The organism is Citrobacter sp. VF227 (assembly GCF_052950715.1).
Genome location: NZ_JBRFVF010000288.1, coordinates 1 through 501, shown reverse-complemented (window position 1 = coordinate 501; position 501 = coordinate 1). Strand labels below are relative to the sequence as shown.

Annotated in this window: 1 protein-coding gene; it reads left to right on the top strand. The window is 50.7% G+C overall.

All coding sequences use genetic code 11. From position 1 onward, the window contains the following. Positions 1-88: 88 nt before the first annotated feature. A complete protein-coding gene (locus ACU8YC_RS26350; RefSeq protein ID WP_446896172.1) occupies positions 89-394 on the top strand; it encodes a ribbon-helix-helix domain-containing protein in 306 nt (101 codons plus the stop codon). The last annotated feature ends 107 nt before the right edge of the window (positions 395-501 follow it).

The following is a 501-nucleotide window of genomic DNA, read 5'->3' as shown; positions in this document are numbered from 1 at the left end:
ATAGTACATCATACTACATGGCATAGCTTTGTGTCGGACAATCGTTGTCCGATATAGATAGCACGCGCCTCACGCCACGGGGTAGCACATGGCAAAAGTTCGCTTGAACATGGAGGTTAGCGAGGATCTCGTTAAGCTCATCGATAATCTTGCCGACAAGGAATATGTGACCCGCACAGAGATCGTGCGAAGGGCCCTTGCCGTCATGAAGGCTTATGACACTCAGATCCAGAGAGGCAAAAGCCATATCGTCTTCACGTCTGAGCCCAAAGACTCCGACGTAGAAATGGTGGGTGTGCTTACAGCACCGTTAGATGAGCCGCCTCGCTTAGAAGCCCGACCACCAGCGACTGATCCTCAGAATGCCGCCGTCGCATCTTCTGCGGTGATTTAAATATAACCCTCAGGGGCTACATGTGTCAAAGATTAGTGCGAACGATGTAGTCCCTGAGGGACAAGTAGAAGGCGTTCATCCGGAAACAAGAACGGAACGTTTTATCC